The following is a 19,644-nucleotide window of genomic DNA, read 5'->3' on the forward strand; positions in this document are numbered from 1 at the left end:
CTTTTGAACCTCTCCAATTCCATATATGCGTGGCTGATCGCAAGGGAGACGAAAAGACGCTCCCGGAAACGCCAGGACCACCGCTTCATGACCGAAACAGGCCACACGCTGATCGTCTGCTCCTGCGAGGACACGATGCCGCTCGACGGCGAGGCGATCGCGCGCGGCTGCCGGGACAGCGAGCTGCGCAGCGCGCGCCATCTCTGCCGGACGCAGACCGGGCTGTTCCAGGCGCTGCTGGGCGAGAGCCGCGCCATCACCGTCGGCTGCACCCAGGAGGCGCCGCTCTTCGAGGAGATCGCGGCCGATGCCGATTACGCCGGCCAGCTGATCTTCGCCAATATCCGGGAGACGGCCGGCTGGTCGCGCGACGCCAGGGCCGCCGGCCCGAAAATGGCGGCGCTGCTGGCGGCCGCGGCCGAGCCGATGCCGCCGGCCGGCTTCACCACGCTCGAAAGCAAGGGCGTGGCGCTGGTCTATGGCCGCGACGAGACGGCGATCGCCCTGGGGCAGCGCCTGGCCGAGCATCTCGACGTCACCATCCTGCTCAGCCGCCCGGGCGACGTCACCCCGCCGCGCGTGGTCGAGACGCCGGTGCTGAAAGGGACGATCGTCGGTGCCACCGGCTGGCTCGGGGCCTTCGAGCTGCGCGTCGACGATTACGCCGCGCCGGCGCCCTCCTCGCGCGGCAGGCTGGTCTTCGGCGAGGCGCGCCAGGGCGCGATTTCGCATTGCGACATCGTCATCGATGTATCGGGAGGCGCGCCGCTGTTTCCGGCCGGCGATCTCCGCGCCGGCTATCTCCGCGCCGATCCGCGCGACCGGGCCGCGATCGAGAAGATTCTGGGCGAGGCGAGCCATCTCGTCGGGGAGTTCGACAAGCCGCGCTATGTCCGGCTGCAGGAGGAGCTCTGCGCCCATTCCCGCTCGAGGAAGACCGGCTGCACCCGCTGCCTCGAGCTCTGCCCGACCGGGGCGATCACTCCCGCCGGCGATCACGTCGCGATCTCGGCCGAGATCTGCGCCGGCTGCGGCGCCTGCGCGGCGGTCTGCCCGACCGGTGCGGTGACCTATTCGCTGCCGCCGACCGACGCGCTGCTGCGCCGCCTGCGCACTTTGCTGACGACCTATGCCGAGGCCGGCGGGCGGCAGGCCGTCGTGCTGCTGCATGATGGCGAGCATGGCGAAGCGCTGATCGACGCGCTCGCCCGGTTCGGCAACGGGCTGCCGGCCAATGTCCTGCCGCTGCGGGTCAACGAGATTACGCAGCTCGGCCTGGAAAGCTACGCCGCGGCGCTGGCGTTCGGCGCCTCGGCGATCCGGGTTCTGGGACCGGCGAGGCCGAAGCACGATCTCTCGGGGCTGCAGCGCAACCTCGCCTATGCCAATGCTCTGGCCGGGGCGCTGGGCTTCGGCACCGGCCGCGCCGGGGTCATCGAGACCGACGATCCCGACCAGCTCGCCCAGGCGCTGGCGCTGATCGCGCCCGGCTCCGGCTCGCCGCAGCCGGCGCGGTTCCGGCCGATGGGCGACGGGCGGCCGCTGCTGCGCCAGACGATCGGCGAATTGCACGCCGCGGCGCCCGCTCCCGTCGCGGCTGTGCCGATGCCCGATCGCGCGCCGTTCGGGACGATCCATGTCGACACCGAGGGCTGCACGCTCTGCCTCGCCTGCGTCTCGGCCTGCCCGGTCCAGGCGCTGTCGGACAATCCGGAGCGGCCGACACTCGCCTTCCAGGAGGATCTCTGCGTGCAATGCGGGCTGTGCGCCGCGACCTGCCCGGAGAAGGTGATCACGCTGGAGCCGCGCATCGATTTCGAGGCGTGGAAGGGCGGGCGGCGGGTGCTGAAGGAGGAAGAGCCCTTCCACTGCATCAACTGCGCCAAGCCCTTCGGCGTGAAGAGCACGATCGAGAAGATCGCGGCCAAGCTCGAGAACAAGCACTGGATGTTCTCCGGCGCCACGGCGCCGCGGATTTCGGTGATCCGGATGTGCGAGGATTGCCGGGTCGAGGTGGTGGTCAATGAGAGCTTCGATCCGCATCTCTCGCCGCAGCGCCCGCCGGTGCGCACCACCGAGGATTATCTGCGCGAACGCGCCGAGCGCGGCGAGGACCCGCTGCAATAGGCGCCGGAGCGCCGCGCCCGGCGGGCGATGAAGGGCGGCGCTAGCGCGTCGCCTTCTCCAGCCAGTCGACCAGCGCCTGGCGATCCTCCTGCGTCCCGATCGTCTGCTCCGGCATCTTGGTGCCGGGGGTATAGGCGTTGGGGCCGATTTCGAAGAGCTTCGCCACCGTTTCCTTGCTCCAGACGATGTCCATCCGCTTCAGCGCTTCGGAATAGGCATAGCCCGGCGCGGTCGCGATCCTGCGGCCGAAGATGCCGTGCAGCGTCGGACCGGCGCGATTGCCGTCCGCCGGGGTCAGCGTGTGGCAGGCGGCACAGGCCCTAAACACCTGCGCGCCGCGCTCGCCCTGCAGGCCGGCCAACACATCCTGGCCGGCGCGGGGCACGACAGGTCCGAGATGCTCGCCGGTCACCGCATTCCAGCGCCGGACCAGCCGGTCCGCGCCTCCTGAGAGCAATTGCCGGCCATCCGGCATGAAGGCCAGCGACCAGACCGGCAGGCCGGGGCCGAGCAGCGTCGCACGGATGCGGCGCTCGCGCCTGTCGATCACCGCCACCTGCCCGCGCAGCCCTCCGGCGGCGATGCTGGCGCCGTCGGGCGAGAGGGCCAGCGCGATCAGCGGCGTGTCGCCGATCGCGAGCTCGCCGCGCATCTCGCCATCCGGGCCGAAGAAGCGCAGGCGGCCATCGGCGGCCGCGACGGCGATCTCGCCATCGGCCGCGACCACGAGCCCGTTCAGCGGCGCGGGCAGCGTCATCACCTTGGCCGCCCCGCCATCGGCGGGCCAGATCCGCAGCGTCGCGTCATAGCCGGAGCTGACGATGGCGCCGCCGGGCGCAAAGGCGACGCCGTTGACCGGGCCCTTGTGCCCGGCGAGCACGCGCGCCTCCCCGCCCGCCAGCGGCGTCACCCTGATCGTCTCGTCCCAGGAGGCCGAGGCGATATGGCCGCTATCGGGAGAGACGGCGAGCGCCGCCACCGGCCCGCCATGCCCCTGCAGGACCTGCGCCGGCGCCGGGCCGGCGCCCCGCCACAAGGCGATGCGCCCATCCTCCGCCCCGGTGGCGAAGCCGCCGCCATGCAGCGCCGCGACGGCGTTGATCGCCCCCTCATGGAAACGCAGCACCGCCTCGGCGGAGCCGGAGGGCAGGCGCCAGAGAATGGCCGACTGGTCGAAGGAGCCGGTCAGTGCCGTCTCGCCATCGGCCGCGACGGCGATGGCGCGGACCGGGCCGCCATGGCCGCGCAGCTCCTGCGCCGGGGCGGGTGCGGCGATCAGCCCCGCCAGCAGCAGGCCGAAAATCGAATGTCTCATGCCACCATCATGGAGCGCGCTGCGGCGAAGACAAGGCGACCGGTTGCCCCTGCGCGCCAAGCCGTCCTATGAAGCGCCTGACCCGCGCGGGGTTCCGTCAGCGACCGCCATCTCGCCAGATTGTTTTGCCATGACCGATGTTCCGCTGAATCTGCGTGGCCTGAAATGCCCGCTGCCGGCCCTGCGGGTGCGCAAAGCGCTCAAGGCGGCCGCGTCCGGGACGCTGTTCATCGTCGAATGCAACGATCCGATGGCCGCCATCGACATTCCCAACCTGATGCGGGAAACCGGTGACAGCATCGAGCACAGCGCCAGCGAGGACGCTCTGCTGATCTTCCATATCCGCAAGGCCTGAGAGCCGACTGGAGATTTCGCCGTGGCCGTGACCCAAGCCGATATTCTGCGCGCGCTCGAGCTGGTGAAGCTGCCGGCGAGCGGGCAGTCGCTCTCCGCCTCGGGCCGGGTCGGCCAGGTGCTGATCGACGGCGGCAAGGTGATCTTCTCCATCGGCATCGACGCGACGGAGGCGCAGGCGATGGAGCCGGTGCGCCGGGCGGCCGAAAGCGCGGTGTCGGGGCTGCCGGGGGTGAGCCAGGTGCTGGTCGGCCTCACCGCCGACAGGGCGCCGGCCAGCGCCGCGACGCAGGCGCGCCAGCAGGCGCATGGGCAGGCGCCGGGCCAGCCCACGCCGAAGGCCGCCGGCGTCCCCGGCGTCAAGCAGATCATCGCCGTGGCCAGCGGCAAGGGCGGGGTCGGCAAATCGACGACCACCGCCAATCTGGCGGTGGCGCTGGCGACACTCGGCCTGCGCGTCGGCGTGCTCGACGCCGATATCTACGGGCCCTCCGTGCCAAAAATCTTCGGGATCACCGGCAAGCCGCGGCTGGTCTCGGGCCGGACCCTGGCGCCGATGGAGGCCTATGGGCTGAAGATCATGTCGATCGGCTTCCTGATCGACGAGGAGACGCCGATGATCTGGCGGGGGCCGATGGTGATCTCGGCCATCACCCAGATGCTGCGCGAGGTCGCCTGGGGCGAGCTCGACGTGCTGGTGGTCGACATGCCGCCGGGCACGGGCGATGCGCAGCTGACCATGGCGCAGCAGACGCCGCTCGCCGGGGCGGTGATCGTCTCCACGCCGCAGGATCTGGCGCTGCTCGATGCACGGCGCGGCGTCGCGATGTTCAAGAAGGTCGAGGTGCCGATCCTCGGCGTGGTCGAGAATATGAGCTATTTCATCTGCCCGGCCTGCGGCACGCGCTCGGATATTTTTGCCCATGGCGGGGCGCGGCACGAGGCGGAGCGGCTGGGCGTGCCGTTCCTGGGCGAGGTGCCGCTGGCCATGGCGATCCGTGAGACCTCCGATGGCGGCCGGCCGATCGTGGCGAGCGATCCCGACAGCCCGCATGCCAAGGCCTATCTCGCCATCGCCCGGCAGGTCCAGGCCGGGCTCGGCGGCGCCACCCGCGCCGCGCCGCGCATCGTGATCGAATAGGCGAGGCGCCCGAGCTGCGGCAGCCGGCGGGCGCCGCCGGACTTGGGCAGGGCCGGGCCGGCCCTAACCTGCCCGGCGGTTTCACCAAACCTATGACGCTGTCGGCAGCGCCGCGGCGCGGCTCAGAGGCGGACGCCGCCGGTCGAGAAGGCGCTTTCGACGGGCTTCTGGAAGACGTCGTTGAGCAGGAGGCTCGCGCCGAAGGCGGAGATAATGGCGATGGCGACGGCGACGACGAAGGCCTTCATGAATGCATTCCCCCAAGCGATGGCAGTTCTGGTCTGGCGACTTCTTGTTTGGACGAGTTCTCGTCTGCGCTGAGAGATAGCGGGGGCGTCAGCGCAGATCAAGCGGCGCGGAAGGCGGCGTAAAGCCGCTCGGCCTCGGCCAGATCCTCGGGTTTGTTGGCGTTGAAGAAGGGGTCGACCGGCGCCACCGGCCACTCCACCGCCGCGACGCCATGGCGCGCGGTCCAGCGGTCGATCTTGCGCTCCTGCTCCTGCGTCAGCGCGCGGCGCAGATCCTCGCGCAGGGCGACCGGCCAGAGCCCGATGACGGGGTGGGTCCAGCCGCCCGAGGCGGCGCAGGCCAGCGGGACGGCGGCGCGCAGCCGCGCCTCCTGCAGCCGCGCGACGAGGTCGGCCGGGATGAAGGGCGTATCGGCCGCGACGCTGGCCATCCAGCCGAGGTCGGGCCGGTTGTCGGCCATCCAGTCCAGCCCGGCGAGCACGCCCGCCAGCGGGCCGGCGAAATCGGGAACGCTGTCGGCGACCACCGGCAGGCCATAGGCGGCGAAACGGGCGGGATCGCCATTGGCGTTGATCAGCAGCCCATCGCATTGCGGCGCCAGGCGCTCGACGACATGGGCGAGGATGCTGCGGCCGGCGATCATCCGCAGCGGCTTGTCGCCGCCGCCCATGCGGCGGGCGAGACCGCCCGCGAGCAGCAGGCCGAGCGCCGGCGGCACCGGTTCAGTCATCGCGATCGGCCCCCTTGCGCCGGCTCCGGCCGGCCTCGTCCTCGACCGTGTCGGGATCCTGGTCGAAGACGATGTTGTGCTCGCCGGCGAGCGCCACGAAGCGCTTGCCGCGGGCCCGGCCGATCAGCGTCAGCCCGGCCTTGCGGGCGAGTTCGACGCCCCATTCGGTGAAGCCGGAGCGCGAGACAAGCACCGGGATGCCCATGCGGACAGTCTTGATCACCATTTCCGAGGTCAGCCGGCCGGTGGTGTAGAAGATCATCCGGGCGGGATCGACGTCGTTGCGGAACATCCAGCCCGCGACCTTGTCGACGGCGTTGTGCCGGCCGACATCCTCCATATAGACCAGCGGCCTGTCGGCCTCGCAGAGCACGCAGCCATGTATGGCGCCGGCCTCCAGATAAAGCGAGGGCGTGGTGTTGATCTTCCTGGTCAAGGCGTAGAGCCAGCTGGTGCGCAGCTCCGCCTTGGGCAATTCGATCTCGTCGATCGCCTCCATCAGATCGCCGAAGGCGGTGCCCTGGGCGCAGCCCGAGGTCAGCGTCTTCTTCTTCAGCTTCTCCTCGAAATTGGTCCGCTCCGGCGTGCGGACGACCACGACATCGAGCTCCTCGTCATAATCGACGGCGTCGACGACGTCGCCGCGCTTCAGCATGTTCTGGTTGAGGAGATAGCCCAGCGCCAGCGCATCGGGATGGTCGCCGATCGTCATCATGGTGACGATCTCCTGCGCGTTGAGATAGAGGGTCAGCGCACGCTCGGTGACGACGCGGGTCTCGACCGTTGCGCCGGTCTGGTCGATGCCGGAGACCGTCGCGCCGAGCCGCGGCGCCGTCGGGTCGGGCCGGACCAGATATTCGTCGAGGAAGCTCATATCCTGCGCCATCTGCGTCGCTCAGGCCGGAAGCGCGGCCAGGGCCGCGGCCCAGCCTTCGACGGCGGCGGCGTCCGGCGGCAGCTCGACCCAATCCTCGCCGGCGAAGGCCCTCCAGGCGTCGAGAAAATCCGTCCTCACCGCCAGCAGCACCGGCACTCCGGCTGCGAGCGCCGTCGCGATCTCCTGGCGCAGCCCGCGCCCGAGCATCTCCTGACGGCCGAATTTGTTGACCAGCAGCAGCTCGACCCGGCCCTCCAGCGCCGCGAGCACCGCCCCGCCCGCCGCGGCGAGCCCGGAGGCATCCAGAATGCAGCCGCTCGCCTCGGCGCCGCGCGGCGCGCTGATCGGGAAGCGCGTACCGGTCGCCAGATCCTCCAGCACCATCGCCGCGCAGCCGGTCCCGCAGGCGCCCTGATTATGCTGGACCACGCCGCCGAGCCGCAGGCCGCGGCGCTTCAGGCCGCCGGCGAGCGAGGCCATGAAGGCGTCGATCGGGAAGCCACGGGGATAGGGAATGGCGGCGAGCGTCGTCATGGCTCTTCTTCCCATGAAAGGCGGGAGCCGGCCAGTCTCGCTTTCGTCGCACGGCCGGCCGCGCAGGGTGCCGGCGCGCTTGAATCGCGGCACTGAAATCCCGCGCGAGTGTTGCAGCGCACCTACAGCCGCCATTCGAGCCGCAGGCTAGGCTGAGGCTGGTCGATGTCCGTCGCCGCGCCGGGCGCGACCCTCTCTGGTTGCGCCCCATGAATCGCCGTAACGCCCAAGGTCAGATCGATCCCGCCGCCGATGCCGCGCTGCTGCTGCGGCGCATCGGCTTCGCCACGCTGGCGGTGGCGCTGCCGCTGGCCTCGCTGGTGTCGCGCCGCGCCGCGGTGGTGCTGGCGCCGATCGGCGTGGTGCTGCTGGTCATCGCGGCGCTGATCGAGGCGCCCGGCTGGTTCACCCAGACCCTGAAGCGCGAGGTGTTGAGCAGGCCGGGCCTGATCCTGATGGGGCTCGTCGGCTGGGCGATGCTGTCGCTGGTCTGGAGCCCCTACACCTTCTCGGCGACCGAAAAGGCCAGCCATCTGCTGTTCGCGGTGGCGCTCGGCTTCCTGGGATCGGCCGCGCTGCCGGAGCGGATGCGCGCCTCCAACCTCAATCTCGCGGCGCTGGGCACGGCGCTGGCCGCCGCCTTCGCGCTCGCCCTCGTCATCATCGCCGCCCTGCGCCAGGACGATACACTGGCCGGCAGCGTCGAGCGCGGCATCAGCGTCATCCTGATCATGGCCTGGCCGGCGCTGGCCTGGTTGCTCTCGCGCGAGCGCGGGCTGAGCGCGCTCGGCCTCGCGCTGATCGTCGGGCTGCTGGCGCTGACCCGCTTCGAGGAGGGCGAGGCGGTGGCGGTGATCTGCGGAGCCGTCGCCTTCGGCGCCGTCAGCGCCAATCGCCGCAAGGGCGCGCATATGATCGCGCTGGTGGTGGCGCTGCTGATGCTGCTCGCGCCGATCCTGCCCTTCCTGCTGATCCCGATCGTGTCGATGCTCCCCGACAGCGGCGGCGATGCCAGCCGCGTGCTCGGCGTCTGGGCCGATGTCGTCGGCCGCGACCCGGTCAAGCTGTTCACCGGCCATGGGCTCGATACCGTGCTGCGCAGCCGCGTCACCGGCATGCTGCCCAACGCCACGCCCACCACCCTGCTCTTCGAGACCTGGTACGAGCTCGGCATCGTCGGCGCGGCCACCGCCTCGGCCTGCCTGTATTTCGCGATCCGCGCCGCGGGCCACATGCCGGGTGCGCTCGCAGCCGGCGGCGTCGCCGCCTATGTCACCGCCTTCGCGCTGACCGCGCTCGGCTTCGCGACGCTGCAGCCCTGGTGGCTGTTCACGCTGGTCGCGGTGGCGCTGATGTTCACCGCGATCGCGCGCGGGCAATACCGCACCGAGCGGCCGATCGCGCCGCTCACGACGGCCGAGAGCAAGCGGCCGCGCGCGCCGGTCGTCGTGAGCCCCCAGACGGCGCAGGATTGAGCCGCCCCGGCCGGCTCAGGCGGCCGCCCGCGCGCCATTGACCGCGTGGCAGGCGACGCCGTCGATCACCTCGGGCCGCTCAGTGCGGCAGCGATCGAAGACCAGCGGGCAGCGTGGGTGGAAGGTGCAGCCCGAGGGCGGGTTGATCGGGTTCGGGATCTCGCCCTTCACGCCCTCGCGCTGTTTGCCGACCATGGCGAGGTCCGGCACGGCATCGAGCAGCATGCGGGTATAGGGATGGCGGGGTGCCGAAAACAGCGTCTTGCCATCCGATACCTCGACCAGCCGGCCGAGATACATCACGCCGATCCGGCTCGCCATGTGACGGACCACGGCGAGGTTGTGTGAGATGAAGAGATAGGTCAGCCCGAATTTCTGCTGGAGATCGCGCATCAGATTGAGGATCTGCGCCTGCACCGAGACGTCCAGCGCCGAGGTCGGCTCGTCGCAGACGATGAAATCGGCATTGGAGGCGAGCGCTCGTGCGATCGCGATGCGCTGACGCTGGCCGCCCGAGAATTCATGCGGGAAGCGGCTGGCATCGGCCGGATGAAGCCCGACCAGCGCCAGCAGCTCGCCGACCCTGGCGATGATCGCCGCCTCGCCCTCCACCACGGAAAAGGCGCGGATCGGCTCCGCGATGATGCGCCCGACGCGCCAGCGCGGGTTCAGGCTGGCATAGGGGTCCTGGAAGATCATCTGGATGCGCCGGCGCAGATGCTGGCGCTTCTCGGCCGCGGCGGCGTCGTTCATCGAGATGCCGTCGATGGTCACGGTGCCGGAGGAGGGCGGCAGCAGCCCCACCACCATGCGGGCGACCGTGGATTTGCCGGAGCCGGATTCGCCGACGAGGGCGAAGGTCTCGCCGCGCCTGATGTCGAAGGAGACCCCGTCGACGGCCTTGAGATATTGCCGGGGGGCGCCTTCCAGCACCCGGTTCAGCCAGGGTTTGGAGACGTCGAAGACGCGCGCGAGGTCGCGGACCTCGACCAGCGGCGCATCGGGCCGGAGAATGCTCATGCCGCAGCCTCCGCTCCGGGACCGTCATAGAGATGGCAGGCGACCTGCCGGCTGCCGACCCGGATCAGCTCCGGCCGCTCGACATGGCAGCGCGCGAAGGCGCGGGAGCAGCGCGGGTTGAAGGCGCATCCCGGCGGTATCGCGGAGAGGCGCGGCATCGAGCCCGGGATCTGGACGAGCCGCGTCGCATCGCCCTCCAGCGAAGGAATCGCGCCCATCAGCCCCTGGGCATAGGGGTGCAGCGGCTGCTTCACCACGTCCCGCACCGGGCCGATCTCGGCGACGCGGCCGGCATACATCACCGCCACCCGGTCGGCCGTCTCGGCGATCACGCCCATATCGTGGGTGACGAGCATCACGGAGGTTCCGCGTTCCTTGCAGATGCGCTTGATCAGCGCGATGATCTGGGCCTGGACCGAGACGTCGAGCGCCGTCGTCGGCTCGTCGGCGATGACCAGTTCCGGCTCGGCGCAGAGCGCCAGCGCGATGACCACACGCTGGCGCATGCCGCCGGAGAATTCGTGCGGATAGCCGTCGATCCGCCGTTCCGGCGCCGGGATGCCGACCTCGTCGAGCAAGGCGATGGCGCGCTGGCGGGCTTCGGCGGCATTCAGGCTGGTATGGGTGCGGATCGTCTCCACCAGCTGCTCGCCGACGCGGTAGAGCGGGTTCAGGCTGGTCAGCGGGTCCTGGAAAATCATGGCGATGCGCTTGCCGCGGACCTTGCGCATCGCCTCGGGCGGCAGATCGTCGATGCGGGCGCCGTCGAGCCTGATCTCGCCGCCGGCGATGCGGCCGGGCGGATCGATCAGGCCGATGATGGCGGCGCCGGTGACGGATTTGCCGGCGCCGGATTCGCCGACCACGCCCAGCACCTCGCCGCGGCCGATGTCGAAGGAGACCTGGTCGAGCGCGCGCAGCGCGCCGCGCCGCGTCACGAACTCGACCGTGAGGTCCCGGACGGAGAGGACAGTCGTGTCGCTCATCGCCTCACCTCAGCTTGGGGTTGAGCGCGTCGCGCAGCCAGTCGCCGAACAGATTGATCGACAAGGCGAGCAGCACGAGCACCAGCGCGGGGAAGAGCAGGATCCACCACTCCCCCGAGAACAGATATTGCTGGCCGAAACGGATCAGCGTGCCGAGCGAGGGCTGGGTGGGCGGCATGCCGACGCCGAGGAAGGACAGGGTCGCCTCCTCGATCACGGCGAGAGCGAGATTGATCGTGGCGATGACCAGCACCGGGCCGGCGACATTGGGCAGCACGTGCTTGATCATCACCGGCCAGGCCCTGAGCCCGATCAGCCGCGCGGCGTCGACATAGACCTTGTTCTTCTCCACCAGCGTCGAACCGCGCACGGTGCGGGCATATTGCGCCCAGTTGGACAGGCCGATCGCGACGACGAGGACGAGAAGCGTCATCTGCTCCTGCAGCGCCGGCGGGATCAACCCGCGCGCGACGCCGAAGACCAGCAGCGCCACGAGGATCGCCGGGAAGCTGAGCTGGATATCGGCGATGCGCATGATCAGCGCCTCGGTGCGGCCGCCGACATAGCCGGCGACGAGGCCGAGCCCGACGCCGATCACCAGCGAGAACAGCACAGAGGCGGCGCCGACCAGCAGCGAGACGCGCGAGCCGTAGAGAATGGCGGAGAAGATGTCGCGCCCCTGCCCGTCGGAGCCCAGCCAGAACACCTTGCCGGTGATCTCATTGGGTTGCATCGGCCGCGAGAACCCGTCCGAGAGGTCGAGCGAGGCGGGGTCGAACGGGTCGTAGGGTGCGATCAGCGGCGCCGCCAGCGCCGCCAGCACCAGCAGGACCGCCAGAACGGTCGCGACCACCGTGACGGGCGAGGAGCGGAACGACCAGATGATGTCGGAATCCCAGAAGCGCGCCAGGCGCCCAGGCGCGCGTTCGGTCCGGGCCGGATCGGTGCTCATGCGACACCCCGGCGCTGCTCGGGGCTGGCGGAGGCGGTCTTGCGGGGCATCACTTGGCCATTGCGGGGTTGCCGGTGCGCAGCCGGGGATCGAGCGCGACATAGACGAGATCGACGACGAGCGAGGTCACCACGAAGACGAAGGCGACGAAGAGAAGATAGGCCGACATCACCGGCACATCGACGAACTGCACCGCATTGACGAAGAGCGCGCCCAGCCCCGGCCATTGGAACACCGTCTCGGTGACGATGGCGAAAGCGATGACGCCGCCGAGCTGGACGCCGGCGATGGTGATGACCGGGATCATGGTGTTGCGCAGCGCGTGCCGGAATTCGATGCGGCGCTCGGGGATGCCCCTGGCGCGGGCGAAGCGGATGAAATCGGCGCGCATCACCTCGAGCATTTCGGAGCGGACCAGCCGCATGATCAGCGTCAGCTGCAGGAAGCCCAGCGTCAGCACCGGCATGACCAGCGATTGCAGCCCGGTCTTGGTCAAAAGCCCGGTGGACCACCAGCCGATCATCACCACGTCGCCGCGCCCGAAACTCGGCAGCCAGCGCAGCTCCACCGCGAAGATGTAGATCAGCCCGATGCCGATCAGGAAGGTCGGCAGGCTGACCCCGATCAGCGACAGCGACATCACCAGATTGGCGATCCAGCCATCGCGGCGGATCGCGGCATAGACGCCGAGCGAGACGCCGACGACGAAGGCGAACAGCGCCGAGAGCACGGCGAGCTCCACCGTCGCCGGCAGTCTTTCCATGATCAGCGCCGAGACCTTGCGGCCCTGGCGATAGGAGATGCCGAAATCGCCGCGCGCCGCATCCCCGACGAAGCGGGCGAATTGCAGCGCGACCGGGTCGTTGAGGCCGAGCCGCTCGGTCAGTTCCGCACGGTCCTGCAGCGTCGCCTCCTGCCCCAGCATGTTGACGACGGGATCGCCGACGAAGCGGAACATGGAAAAGGCGATGAAGGCGACGGCGAGCATCACCACCAGCCCCTGCATCAGGGAGCGCAGGATATAGGCGAGCATCGGTGAGCCCTGTTCAGATCAAGAGGCGACGCGCGCCGTCATGCCCACCCGCGCAGGGAGCGTCCACGATGGCGGCGGAGCGCTCGACGCGCGAAGGCGGGGATGGTCGGGACGCGCCCGACCATGACGATGCAGATGCACGAGCGTCGCTCGCGACGGGACTAGGAGCCCTTGAAGGACACCATCTTGAGCTTGGGATTGTTGCCGACATCGACGGGGATATCGAGCGGCGCGGTCATCGCATAGCTCAGCGACTGATGGTGGATCGGCAGATAGATCGTCTCGTCCTTCAGCTTGGTCCAGAGCTTGGCGATGGTCGCGTCGCGCTTCGGCAGGTCGACCTCGCGCGAGAGCGACTGGATCATCGCGTCGACGTCCTTGTCGCTGTAGCCGGTGGCGTTCCAGCTGCCCTGCGAGCCGGTGCGCGAATGGTACATGTAGGAGAAGATGTAATCGCTGTCATAGGTCGGCACGCCCCAGCCGACGAGGTAGAAATCGGTCTCCGCCGGGTTGCGCTGGATCAGGTTGAAATGGATCGACTTGGACTGCGAGACCAGGTTCACCTTGACGCCGATCTGGCCGAACATGCCGACGGCGGCCTGGCAGATGCCCTCGTCGTTGACATAGCGGTCATTGGGGCAGTGCAGCGTGGTGGAGAAGCCGTTGGGGTAGCCGGCTTCCGCCAGCAGCGCCTTGGCCTTGGCCATGTCGGTCGGCGGCGCGGCGTCGAGCTCCTTGGTCCAGCCATTGACGAAGGGCGGCATGATCACGCCGGTCGGCACGGATTCGCCGCGCATCACCACGCGCTGGATCGCCGGGCGGTTGATCGCCATGTTCAGGGCCTGGCGGACGCGCTTGTCGGCGAAGGGGTTCTTGCCCTCGACATTGTCGCTCTTGAGATCGGCCGAGCCGACATTCATGCCGAAGAAGATGGTGCGGTTCTCAGGGCCCGAATTGACCTTGATCTTGGGCTGGCTCCTGAGCCGGGCGATGTCCTGCACCGGAACGTCCTGCACGAAATCGACCTCGCCGGAGAGCAGGGCGGCGACGCGGGTGGCGTCCTGCTTGATCGGAACCAGCGTCAGCTCGGTGATCTCCAGCGGCACCTTGCCCTTGTTCCAATAGGCGTCGTTGCGCTTCATCACCGTCTTCACGTCGGCTTCGCGCGAGACGAGGATGAAGGGGCCGGTGCCGTTGGCGTTGCGGACCGCGAAATTCTCTTCCTTGTTCTTGAAGTCCTGCGTCTTGACCGCGTTGTTCTTCTCGGCCCAGGCCTTGCTGAGGATGCGGATCGACGAGGTGTTGTTGACCAGCAGCGGGTTGGGACCCTTGGTCTTGATCTGCACGGTCATGTCGTCGGTCTTGCTGACCTTCTCGACCGAGGTGAGATAGCCCTTGAAGTCCGAGGTCGGCTGCATGGCGCGCTCATAGGAGAACACCACGTCATCGGCCGTCAGGGCCGAGCCGTCATGAAACTTGACCCCCTGCTGGAGCTTGAACTCCCAGACGGTGGGATCCTCGGGCAGGACGCGCCAGGAGGTGGCGAGCAGCGGCAGCAGCTTGCCGGCATGGTCCCGCTCCGTCAGGCTTTCATAGATGTGCTGGTTGAGCGAGGTCGTCGGACCCTCGTTCTGGGCATGCGGATCCAGCGTCAGGGCATCCCCGGAGGCGGCCCATTTCAGCGGGCGTGCCTCGGCCGTGGCGAGGGCCAGAACGGATGCGCCCAGCAGCGCCGCGGCGAGAGCGAGAAAACGCGGTTTCATCGGATAGTGCCTCCCCTTGGCCGGGCCTCTCGGGCCGGCGAAGGCGAGACCTTATCCATACATTCCGCGCGAGTCACGGGGCTAACATGCGCAATGCGCATGCCGCCGGACGACCATCCGCATGTTTTTGCGGCAGCGCTCAGCGGGAGAGCTCGGCGATCACGCCGCGGACGAACTGCGTGCCCTTCTCCAGCTGATCCACCGACAGGAACTCGTCTGGCTGATGGGCCTGGGCGATGTCGCCGGGGCCGCAGACCACGGTCGACCAGCCGGCACGCTGGAAGAGCCCGCCCTCGGTGCCATAGGAGACGACGTGGCTGCCATTGTCGCCGGTGAGGCGGCGGCACAGAGTCTCGGCCGCGCCGCCCTGCTCCGGCCCCATGGCCGGGGTGTAGGAGGTGACCTCGAAATCAATGCCGGTTTCCGGGGCGATCGCCTGCATCCGGGCCTCGACCTCGGCCAGTTTGGCGCGGTAGCGCTGCTCGTAAGCCTCGTCGCTTTCGCCCGGAATGCAGCGCACCTCATGGGTGAAGGAGCAATGCTCCGCGGTGATGTTGACGGCGGTGCCGCCCTGCACGACGCCGACATGGAGGGTGGTATAGGGCGGCTCGAAGCCGGTATCGGCCGGGGTGCGGGCCTTGTTCTCCGCCATCACCTCATTGTGCCAGTGGATCAGCTCGGCCGCGATCATCACCGCCGGCACGCCGGCATGAACCCGGCTCGAATGCACGGCATGGCCGCGCACCGTGGTGCGCATCCGCATGCCGCCCTTGTGACCCGTCACCACCTGCATCATCGAGGGCTCGCCGACGATCACGGCGGAGGGGGCGAAGCCGGCCTGCACCATGTCCTTGATCATCACCCGCACGCCCTGGCAGCCGACCTCCTCGTCATAGGAGAGCGCGATATGGACGGGGCGCTTCAGCGGCGCCTTCAGCATCTCCGGCACCAGGGCCAGCGCAATGGCGTCGAAGCCCTTCATGTCGCAGGCGCCACGGCCATAGAGCCTGCCGTCGCGCTCGGTCAGCGTCCAGGGGTCGGAACTCCAGTCCTGCCCGGCGACCGGGACGACGTCGGTGTGGCCCGAAAGCACGATGCCGCCGGCCGCCTGCGGGCCGATCGTGGCATAGAGATTCGCCTTCTGCCCGTCGGGGCTCGGGACGATCCGGCTGTCGACGCCGAGGCCGGCGAGATAGTCGCGGCAGAAATGGATCAGCTCCAGATTGCTGCGCTGCGATTCCGTGTTGAACGAAACCAGCTTGGCCAGCATGTCCTTGGGCGTCAGGGTCACGATGCGATCTTTCCGATGTGTCGGGAGGGGCATGAGGATGGCGGTGCAGGGTAGGCGGACGCGGGACGCGGTCAACGGCTTTGGCGCATGGCGGGGTGACCGGCGGCGATCGCCCGGCCCATGCGCCTCGATCGGCGCGCGGCTCTTGCATTTGCTCCGGCAGCCATCATCCTGAAGAGGCCCAGCTTGATCGGGCCGGAGCCCTGCCCTCCGCGCTCCGTCCGTCGCGCAGAGGCAGCAAAGGGCCGACCATGACCAAGACCGCCTTCGACGTGACCCTCGCCCATATCCAATCCGCTGCGGCGCGGCTCTCGGGGCGCATCAGGCGCACGCCGACCTATCACAGCGCCGGCCTGTCGGCGCGGCTCGGCGTCGAGACCATGGTCAAGGTCGAGAGCCTGCAGATCGGCGGGTCGTTCAAGGTCCGCGGCTGCTTCAACAAGATGATGCAGATGAGCGAGACCGAGCTGGCGCGCGGGGTCGTCACCGTCTCCGGCGGCAACCACGCCATCGCGCTCGCCCTCGTCGCCAAGAGCCTGGGCGCGCGGGCGCTGGTGCTGATGCCGAAGGACGTGGCGGCGTTCAACATCGAGATGACCCGCAGCCTCGGCGGCGAGGTCGAGCTGTGCGAGGACGCGGTCGAGGCGTTCGAACGGGCCGCCGCCTATGAGAAGCGCGGCATGGTGCATGTCCATTCCTTCGACGATCCCGCGATCATAGCCGGCCATGGCACGCTGGGGCTGGAGGTGGTGGCCGATGCCAGCGGGCGGCTCGACCATGTCTTCCTGTCGATCGGCGGCGGCGGCTTCGCGGCCGGGGTGGCCGCGGCGCTGAAGGGTCTCGACCCCGCGATCCGCATCCATGGCGTCGAGACCGAGGGCGCGACGACGATGACGCAGGCGCTGGCGGCCGGAAAGCCGGTGCCGATCCGGGCCACCTCCATCGCCCGGACGCTCAACGCCCCCTTCGCGACCGAGCGGACCATGGCGGCGGCGCGCGAGCTGCTGGAGGACATCATCGTGGTGCCGGATGCGGCGGCGGTGCGCGAGATCGTCTGGGTGCTGCAGAACGGGCGCGTGCTGCTGGAGCCGGCCGCGGCCTGCGTGGTGGCGGCGGCGGAGGCGCGCAAGGACCTGTTCAAGCCGGGCGAGCGGGTCGGGCTGATCCTGTGCGGCTCGAACGTCGCGCTGGAGGATCTCGACGGGTGGCGCCGCCAGTTCGGCGTGTAACCCATCGGCATTATTCGCTGCGCACCCGCCCCTCATGCCGCATTGGACTTGGACGGCGCGCCTGCGTCGCGCTAGGTGTGGGCGAGGCCACCCGGTTCCTGCCAAGGCTGGCCGCCCTTCTTCCGCCCGAGGATCCGATGCCCAAATCCGAACTGATCGCCGCGCTCGCTCCCGAGATCACCGCCATCCGCCGCGACCTGCACCGCCATCCCGAGCTGATGTACGACGTGCATCGTACCGCCGGCGTGGTCGCGCAGAAGCTGACGGAATGGGGCGTGGACGAGGTCGTCGCCGGCATCGGCAAGACCGGCGTCGTCGGGGTGATCAAGGGTCGCGGCCAGGGCTCGGGCAAGGTGATCGCCATGCGGGCCGACATGGATGCGCTGCCGATCCATGAGGAGACCAATCTCGAGCATCGTTCCACCGTGCCGGGAAAGATGCATGCCTGCGGCCATGACGGCCATACCGCGATGCTGCTCGGCGCGGCGAAATATCTCGCCGAGACCCGCGATTTCGACGGCACCGCCGTGGTGATCTTCCAACCGGCCGAAGAGGGCGGCGCCGGCGCGAAGGCGATGATCGACGACGGGCTGATGACCCGTTTCGGCATCCAGGAGGTCTATGGCATGCACAACAAGCCGGGCCTGCCGGTCGGCCAGTTCGACGTGCGCAAGGGCCCGACCATGGCGGCGGCCGACCGTTTCCACATCAAGATCGAAGGCCTCGGCGGCCATGCCGCGGCGCCGCACCGGGTGAAGGATCCGATCGTGGCCGCCAGCCAGCTGGTGACGGCGATGCAGACGATCTCCTCGCGCAACGCCAACCCGCTCGACTCCGTCGTCGTCTCGGTCACCGCCCTGCTGGCGGGCGAGGCGTTCAACGTGATCCCGCAGACGGCCGAGCTCAAGGGCACGGTGCGGACGCTGACGCCGGAGATGCGCGCGCTGGCGCAGCAGCGCATCACCGACATCGTCGACGGGCTGATGAAGGCCTTCGAGATGGAGTACACGCTGGACTACCATCTCGGCTATCCCATCACCTTCAACCATGCCGCGCAGACCGAATTCGTGACCAGCACGATCGAGGCGGCCTTCGGCGAAGGCAAGGTCGACACCTCGGTGCCGCCGACCATGGGCTCGGAGGATTTCTCCTACATGCTGGAGGAGCGCCCCGGCGCCTTCGTCAATATCGGCAATGGCGACTCGGCCGGGCTGCATCACCCGGCCTATGAGTTCAACGACGAGGCGATCCCGGTCGGCGTGACCTATTGGGCGAACCTCGTCGAGACCGCCATGCCGCAGCGCGGCTGAGCTCCAGGCCAGGCGATGAGCGATATCGATTGCCTTGTGATCGGGGCCGGCGTCGTCGGCCTCGCCGTCGCGCGGGCGCTGGCGCTGGCGGGGCGCGAGGTCGTCATCGCCGAGGCGGCCGACGGCATCGGCACCCAGACCTCGGCGCGCAACAGCGAGGTCATCCATGCGGGGATCTACTACCCGCCGGGGTCGCTGAAGGCGCGGGTCTGCGTCGAAGGGCGCAAGCGGCTCTACGCCTATCTCGATGAGCGCGGCCTGCCCTACAAGGCCTGCGGCAAGCTGATCGTGGCGACCAGCGCGGCGCAGAAGCCGGCGCTGGAGACGATCATGGCCCGCGCCCTCGCCTCCGGCGTGGACAGCCTGCGCTGGGTCGACGCCGCGGAGGCGCGCGCGCTGGAGCCGGAGGTCCGCTGCGAGATCGCACTGCTCTCGCCCGAGACCGGCGTCGTCGACAGCCACGCGCTGATGCTGTCGCTGCTCGGGGAATGCGAGGCGGCCGGCGGTTCGCTGGCGCTCAACACGCCGATCACCGGCTGGCGGCGCGAGGCTGCCGGGTTCAGCGTGGATTTCGGCGGCGACGATCCCGCGACCTACAGCGTCAGGACGATCGTCAACGCGGCAGGCCATGGCGCGCCGCGGCTCCTGGCGAAGCTCGAGGGCTTTCCGGCGCCGCATGTGCCGGTCCAGCATTTCGCCAAGGGCAATTACTTCGCGCTGCTGGGCAAGCAGCCCTTCACACATCTGGTCTATCCGATCCCCGAGGCGGCGGGGCTGGGCATCCATGCGACCATCGACCTCGCCGGACGGGTCAAGTTCGGGCCGGATGTGGAATGGGTGGCGGACGACCAGGATCTCGTCGTCGATCCCGCCCGCGCGGAGCGGTTCTACGCCGCGATCCGGAGCTATTGGCCGGGCCTGCCCGATGGGGCGCTGGTCGCCGATTATGCCGGCATCAGGCCGAAGCTGCATGACGCCTCGCAGCCCATGCCGGATTTCCGCATCGACGGGCCCGAGGTCCATGGCGTGCCGGATCTCGTCAACCTGCTGGGCATCGAGAGCCCGGGGCTGACGAGTTCGCTGGCGATCGCGGAGCTAGCGGTGGAGCGGCTGGCGGCGTGAGGACAGCGGTCCGGTGCGATTCTGCCTCCCCCTACCGTCCTTGCGAGCACAGCGAAGCAATCCAGAGCGCCGTGCGCTCACCCCCTGGGTTGCTTCGCTGCGCTCGCAATGACGGGTTTCAGCCGCGCAGCGCGGT

General features: G+C 69.2%; 18 protein-coding genes. 7 read left to right on the forward strand and 11 right to left on the reverse strand.

Features of this window, described 5'->3' with window-relative positions; all coding sequences use genetic code 11:
- Positions 1 to 87 precede the first annotated feature (87 nt).
- Complete coding sequence (locus ASG72_RS01190) at positions 88 to 2,127, forward strand: 4Fe-4S binding protein (protein ID WP_056707818.1); 2,040 nt, start codon at positions 88 to 90, stop codon at positions 2,125 to 2,127.
- A gap of 40 nt (positions 2,128 to 2,167) precedes the next feature.
- Here the strand turns inward: ASG72_RS01190 and ASG72_RS01195 are convergent, their stop codons facing one another.
- Entirely contained in the window at positions 2,168 to 3,442 is a 1,275-nt protein-coding gene (locus ASG72_RS01195; RefSeq protein ID WP_056707821.1) for a c-type cytochrome, read from the reverse strand.
- 43 nt (positions 3,443 to 3,485) lie between these two features.
- On the opposite strand from ASG72_RS01195, the gene ASG72_RS01200 reads away from it, so the two are divergent.
- Both ASG72_RS01200 and ASG72_RS01205 read left to right on the forward strand, forming a co-directional pair.
- On the forward strand, positions 3,486 to 3,797 hold the full coding sequence (locus ASG72_RS01200; protein ID WP_348271562.1) for a sulfurtransferase TusA family protein: 312 nt from the start codon (positions 3,486 to 3,488) through the stop codon (positions 3,795 to 3,797).
- Positions 3,798 to 3,818: 21 nt separating this feature from the next.
- Positions 3,819 to 4,937 carry an Mrp/NBP35 family ATP-binding protein gene (locus tag ASG72_RS01205; protein ID WP_056707826.1) on the forward strand — a complete coding sequence of 373 codons (1,119 nt, stop codon included), beginning with the start codon at positions 3,819 to 3,821 and terminating at the stop codon, positions 4,935 to 4,937.
- A gap of 122 nt (positions 4,938 to 5,059) precedes the next feature.
- Here the strand turns inward: ASG72_RS01205 and ASG72_RS21385 are convergent, their stop codons facing one another.
- From ASG72_RS21385 to ASG72_RS01220, 4 genes are all read right to left on the reverse strand, one after another.
- Positions 5,060 to 5,185, reverse strand: a complete 126-nt coding sequence (locus ASG72_RS21385; protein ID WP_280137730.1) for a hypothetical protein — start codon at positions 5,183 to 5,185, stop codon at positions 5,060 to 5,062.
- A gap of 98 nt (positions 5,186 to 5,283) precedes the next feature.
- Positions 5,284 to 5,916 carry a molybdenum cofactor guanylyltransferase MobA gene (gene mobA, locus ASG72_RS01210; protein ID WP_056707830.1) on the reverse strand — a complete coding sequence of 211 codons (633 nt, stop codon included), beginning with the start codon at positions 5,914 to 5,916 and terminating at the stop codon, positions 5,284 to 5,286.
- Entirely contained in the window at positions 5,909 to 6,790 is an 882-nt protein-coding gene (locus ASG72_RS01215) for a formate dehydrogenase accessory sulfurtransferase FdhD (RefSeq protein WP_056709849.1), read from the reverse strand. The genes mobA and ASG72_RS01215 overlap by 8 nt, the downstream gene beginning before the upstream one ends.
- Before the next feature lie 21 nt (positions 6,791 to 6,811).
- Positions 6,812 to 7,327, reverse strand: coding sequence for a DUF2478 domain-containing protein (locus ASG72_RS01220; protein ID WP_056707833.1), 516 nt, complete (start codon positions 7,325 to 7,327; stop codon positions 6,812 to 6,814).
- Positions 7,328 to 7,536: 209 nt separating this feature from the next.
- Between ASG72_RS01220 and ASG72_RS01225 the strand changes: the two genes are divergently transcribed.
- Positions 7,537 to 8,802 carry a hypothetical protein gene (locus ASG72_RS01225; protein ID WP_056707835.1) on the forward strand — a complete coding sequence of 422 codons (1,266 nt, stop codon included), beginning with the start codon at positions 7,537 to 7,539 and terminating at the stop codon, positions 8,800 to 8,802.
- Positions 8,803 to 8,817: 15 nt separating this feature from the next.
- On the opposite strand, the gene ASG72_RS01230 is transcribed toward ASG72_RS01225, so the two are convergent.
- From ASG72_RS01230 to argE, 6 genes are all read right to left on the reverse strand, one after another.
- Complete coding sequence (locus ASG72_RS01230) at positions 8,818 to 9,822, reverse strand: oligopeptide/dipeptide ABC transporter ATP-binding protein (RefSeq protein WP_056707838.1); 1,005 nt, start codon at positions 9,820 to 9,822, stop codon at positions 8,818 to 8,820.
- A complete protein-coding gene (locus ASG72_RS01235; RefSeq protein WP_056707841.1) occupies positions 9,819 to 10,808 on the reverse strand; it encodes an ABC transporter ATP-binding protein in 990 nt (329 codons plus the stop codon). The genes ASG72_RS01230 and ASG72_RS01235 overlap by 4 nt, the downstream gene beginning before the upstream one ends.
- Before the next feature lie 4 nt (positions 10,809 to 10,812).
- Positions 10,813 to 11,760 (reverse strand): ABC transporter permease, encoded by a 948-nt coding sequence (locus ASG72_RS01240; RefSeq protein WP_056707845.1) that lies wholly within the window; start codon positions 11,758 to 11,760, stop codon positions 10,813 to 10,815.
- Positions 11,761 to 11,809: 49 nt separating this feature from the next.
- Positions 11,810 to 12,793 carry an ABC transporter permease gene (locus tag ASG72_RS01245; RefSeq protein WP_056707848.1) on the reverse strand — a complete coding sequence of 328 codons (984 nt, stop codon included), beginning with the start codon at positions 12,791 to 12,793 and terminating at the stop codon, positions 11,810 to 11,812.
- Between the two features lie 161 nt (positions 12,794 to 12,954).
- On the reverse strand, positions 12,955 to 14,556 hold the full coding sequence (locus ASG72_RS01250; RefSeq protein ID WP_056707849.1) for an ABC transporter substrate-binding protein: 1,602 nt from the start codon (positions 14,554 to 14,556) through the stop codon (positions 12,955 to 12,957).
- 139 nt (positions 14,557 to 14,695) lie between these two features.
- The gene (gene argE, locus ASG72_RS01255; RefSeq protein ID WP_244488655.1) at positions 14,696 to 15,847 is read right to left on the reverse strand and encodes an acetylornithine deacetylase; all 1,152 of its coding nucleotides are present in this window, start codon (positions 15,845 to 15,847) and stop codon (positions 14,696 to 14,698) included.
- Between the two features lie 251 nt (positions 15,848 to 16,098).
- Here argE and ASG72_RS01260 point away from each other — a divergent pair, with 251 nt between their 5' ends.
- The 3 genes from ASG72_RS01260 to ASG72_RS01270 all read left to right on the forward strand — a co-directional run bounded on the left by ASG72_RS01260 (position 16,099) and on the right by ASG72_RS01270 (position 19,508).
- Entirely contained in the window at positions 16,099 to 17,076 is a 978-nt protein-coding gene (locus ASG72_RS01260; RefSeq protein WP_056707858.1) for a pyridoxal-phosphate dependent enzyme, read from the forward strand.
- A 137-nt stretch (positions 17,077 to 17,213) separates the two neighbouring features.
- The gene (locus ASG72_RS01265) at positions 17,214 to 18,386 is read left to right on the forward strand and encodes a M20 aminoacylase family protein (protein WP_056709851.1); all 1,173 of its coding nucleotides are present in this window, start codon (positions 17,214 to 17,216) and stop codon (positions 18,384 to 18,386) included.
- 15 nt (positions 18,387 to 18,401) lie between these two features.
- Positions 18,402 to 19,508, forward strand: a complete 1,107-nt coding sequence (locus ASG72_RS01270; protein ID WP_056707861.1) for an NAD(P)/FAD-dependent oxidoreductase — start codon at positions 18,402 to 18,404, stop codon at positions 19,506 to 19,508.
- Positions 19,509 to 19,644: the final 136 nt, after the last annotated feature.

Source organism: Allobosea sp. Leaf344 (genome assembly GCF_001426225.1).
GTDB lineage: Bacteria > Pseudomonadota > Alphaproteobacteria > Rhizobiales > Beijerinckiaceae > Allobosea.

Bases quoted from the DNA above. Each gene is read 5' to 3' on its own strand.
- ASG72_RS01190 (WP_056707818.1), top strand. From the start codon at position 88: ATGACCGAAACAGGCCACACGCTGATCGTCTGCTCCTGCGAGGACACG.
- ASG72_RS01195 (WP_056707821.1), bottom strand. From the start codon at position 3,442: ATGAGACATTCGATTTTCGGCCTGCTGCTGGCGGGGCTGATCGCCGCA.
- ASG72_RS21385 (WP_280137730.1), bottom strand. From the start codon at position 5,185: ATGAAGGCCTTCGTCGTCGCCGTCGCCATCGCCATTATCTCCGCCTTC.
- mobA (WP_056707830.1), bottom strand. From the start codon at position 5,916: ATGACTGAACCGGTGCCGCCGGCGCTCGGCCTGCTGCTCGCGGGCGGT.
- ASG72_RS01215 (WP_056709849.1), bottom strand. From the start codon at position 6,790: ATGAGCTTCCTCGACGAATATCTGGTCCGGCCCGACCCGACGGCGCCG.
- ASG72_RS01220 (WP_056707833.1), bottom strand. From the start codon at position 7,327: ATGACGACGCTCGCCGCCATTCCCTATCCCCGTGGCTTCCCGATCGAC.
- ASG72_RS01225 (WP_056707835.1), top strand. From the start codon at position 7,537: ATGAATCGCCGTAACGCCCAAGGTCAGATCGATCCCGCCGCCGATGCC.
- ASG72_RS01230 (WP_056707838.1), bottom strand. From the start codon at position 9,822: ATGAGCATTCTCCGGCCCGATGCGCCGCTGGTCGAGGTCCGCGACCTC.
- ASG72_RS01235 (WP_056707841.1), bottom strand. From the start codon at position 10,808: ATGAGCGACACGACTGTCCTCTCCGTCCGGGACCTCACGGTCGAGTTC.
- ASG72_RS01240 (WP_056707845.1), bottom strand. From the start codon at position 11,760: ATGAGCACCGATCCGGCCCGGACCGAACGCGCGCCTGGGCGCCTGGCG.
- ASG72_RS01245 (WP_056707848.1), bottom strand. From the start codon at position 12,793: ATGCTCGCCTATATCCTGCGCTCCCTGATGCAGGGGCTGGTGGTGATG.
- ASG72_RS01250 (WP_056707849.1), bottom strand. From the start codon at position 14,556: ATGAAACCGCGTTTTCTCGCTCTCGCCGCGGCGCTGCTGGGCGCATCC.
- ASG72_RS01260 (WP_056707858.1), top strand. From the start codon at position 16,099: ATGACCAAGACCGCCTTCGACGTGACCCTCGCCCATATCCAATCCGCT.
- ASG72_RS01265 (WP_056709851.1), top strand. From the start codon at position 17,214: ATGCCCAAATCCGAACTGATCGCCGCGCTCGCTCCCGAGATCACCGCC.
- ASG72_RS01270 (WP_056707861.1), top strand. From the start codon at position 18,402: ATGAGCGATATCGATTGCCTTGTGATCGGGGCCGGCGTCGTCGGCCTC.